Annotated in this window: 1 protein-coding gene and 2 pseudogenes; all 3 read left to right on the top strand. The window is 56.9% G+C overall.

The window, feature by feature from the left end; all coding sequences use genetic code 11:
• Positions 1–2,323: outer membrane protein assembly factor BamA (gene bamA, locus ACIPZE_RS28025; RefSeq protein ID WP_400776634.1), on the top strand; the 2,323-nt coding region annotated here is incomplete at its 5' end.
• A 45-nt stretch (positions 2,324–2,368) separates the two neighbouring features.
• Positions 2,369–2,740: pseudogene (locus ACIPZE_RS28020) on the top strand (OmpH family outer membrane protein); the annotation flags it as partial.
• A pseudogene (locus ACIPZE_RS28015) lies at positions 2,734–2,818 on the top strand (hypothetical protein); the annotation flags it as partial. The pseudogenes ACIPZE_RS28020 and ACIPZE_RS28015, both read left to right, overlap by 7 nt.

Below are 2,818 nucleotides of genomic sequence, written 5' to 3'. Positions count from 1 at the left end.
CCACGCCGAGTCCTTCACTATCCCAGATAGTCGCGTCAATGGCCTCCAGCGGGTCTCCGCGGGTAGCGTCTTTGGTGCCTTGCCGTTGAACGTCGGTGAGCAGGCGGATGATCGTCGCCTGGTGGAATCCACTCGTGCGTTGTTCAAAACCGGTTTCTTTCAAGATATCCAGCTGGGCCGCGAAGGCAACGTTCTGGTAATCACGGTTGTCGAGCGTCCATCCGTCGCCAGTATCGAGATCGAAGGTAACAAGGCGATCTCAACTGAAGACCTGATGAAGGGCCTCAAGCAATCCGGTCTCTCCGAAGGCGAGATCTTCCAGCGTGCCACCCTCGAAGGCGTGCGTAACGAACTGCAACGTCAGTACGTCGCGCAAGGCCGCTATTCGGCTACCGTCGATACCGAAGTGGTATCGCAGCCGCGTAACCGCGTTGGTCTGAAAGTGAAGATCAACGAAGGCACCGTTGCGGCCATTCAGCACATCAACGTGGTGGGCAACACGGTTTTCCCCGAGGAAGACCTGACCGACCTGTTCGAACTGAAAACCACCAACTGGCTGTCGTTCTTCAAGAACGATGACAAGTACGCCCGTGAAAAACTGTCTGGTGACCTGGAGCGTCTGCGTTCCTACTACCTGGACCGTGGCTATATCAACATGGATATCGCTTCGACCCAGGTGTCCATCACCCCGGACAAGAAGCACGTCTACATCACCGTCAACGTGACCGAAGGCGAGAAGTACACCGTTCGTGACGTCAAACTCAGCGGTGATCTGAAAGTCCCTGAAGATCAGGTCAAATCGTTGTTGCTGGTGCAGAAAGGCCAGGTGTTCTCGCGCAAGCTGATGACCACTACGTCCGAACTGATCACCCGTCGTCTGGGTAACGAGGGTTACACCTTCGCCAACGTCAACGGCGTGCCTCAGCCACACGATGACGACCACACCGTCGACATCCTGTTTGCTGTCGATCCGGGCAAGCGCGCCTACGTCAACCGTATCAACTTCCGTGGCAACACCAAGTCGGAAGACGAAGTGCTGCGTCGTGAAATGCGTCAGATGGAGGGCGGCTGGGCTTCGACCTACCTGATCGACCAATCCAAGACCCGTCTTGAGCGTCTGGGCTTCTTTAAGGAAGTCAACGTCGAAACCCCGGCTGTGCCAGGTGTCGACGACCAGGTGGACGTGAACTACGCCGTTGAAGAGCAGGCTTCCGGTTCGATTACCGCGAGTGTCGGTTTCGCCCAGAGTGCCGGTCTGATCCTCGGTGGTTCGATCACCCAGAACAACTTCCTCGGTACCGGTAACCGCGTCAGCGTCGGTCTGACCCGAAGCGAATACCAGAGCCGCTACAACTTCGGCTACGTTGACCCGTACTGGACCGCCGATGGCGTGAGCCTGGGCTACAACGCGTTCTATCGCACCACCGACTACAAAGACCTCGACGTCGACGTAGCAAGCTATGCGGTAGACAGCCTGGGTGCCGGCGTCAACATCGGCTACCCGATCAGCGAGACTTCGCGCCTGACCTTCGGTCTGTCCGCGCAACAGGACGAGATCAAGACCGGTACTTACACCGTTGACGAGATTTTCGACTTCGTTAACAAGGAAGGCGACAAGTACCTGAACTTCAAGGCTTCGGCCGGCTGGTCCGAGTCGACCCTGAACAAAGGTGTATTGCCGACCCGTGGTCGTTCCCAGAGCCTGACCCTGGAAACCACCATTCCGGGCAGCGACCTGTCGTTCTACAAACTTGATTACCGCGGTCAGCTGTTCCAGCCGATCACCGAGAACTACACCCTGCGTCTGCACACCGAGCTGGGTTATGGCGACGGTTACGGTTCGACTGACGGCTTGCCGTTCTATGAAAACTACTATGCTGGTGGTTTCAACTCGGTTCGTGGCTTCAAGGACAGCACCCTCGGCCCGCGTAGTACACCAAGCCGAGGCACCAACCCGGGTACGCTGGCTGACCCGGACCAGGATCCACTGCCGTTCGGCGGTAACGTCCTGATCCAGGGTGGTGTCGAGGTTCTGTTCCCGCTGCCATTCGTCAAGGATCAGCGTTCCCTGCGTACTTCGGTATTCTGGGATGTGGGTAACGTATTTGACTCGCAGTGCAAGGACACTACCAATGCCAACGGCTCGACGTCGAACACCAAGTGCAACGACATCAGCCTGAGCAACATGGCAAGTTCCGTGGGTGTGGGTGTGACCTGGGTCACCGCACTGGGTCCTCTGAGCTTCGCGTTGGCCATGCCGATCAAGAAACCGGATGACGCTGAAACTCAAGTGTTCCAATTCTCCCTCGGCCAGACGTTCTAAGCGTCTGACCCAAGATAACGACAATGGATTTTGTAGGAGTGCATCGTGCGTAAGTTGACTCAATTGGTTCTCCTGGCCTCCTTGATGGTGGCAGGCCCGGCATTTGCCGACATGAAAATCGCCGTTCTGAACTATCAGATGGCTTTGCTGGAATCTGACGCGGCGAAGAAATACGCCGTCGATGCCGAGAAAAAATTCGGCCCGCAACTGACCAAACTGAAGACCCTGGAAAGCAGCGCCAAAGGCATTCAGGACCGTCTGATGGCCGGTGGCGACAAGATGCAGCAAGGCGAGCGTGAGCGTCTGGAGCTGGAATTCAAGCAAAAGGCCCGTGACTTTCAGTTCCAGTCCAAAGAGCTGAACGAAGCCAAAGCCGTTGCCGACCGCGAAATGCTCAAGCAACTGAAGCCGAAACTCTGGCCGAGCAGTGCTACTTCGCGGTCTGCCGTCGCCTGCACAACTCGCTGAAAGCGCGTCAGCGTTCGCACCGTCAGG

The sequence above is a fragment of the Pseudomonas sp. NPDC089741 genome, assembly GCF_044748825.1.
In the GTDB taxonomy this organism is placed as follows: Bacteria; Pseudomonadota; Gammaproteobacteria; order Pseudomonadales; family Pseudomonadaceae; genus Aquipseudomonas; species Aquipseudomonas helmanticensis.
Note: the sequence above shows the minus strand (reverse complement) of the source record. Positions and strands in the feature narration are given on the sequence as shown.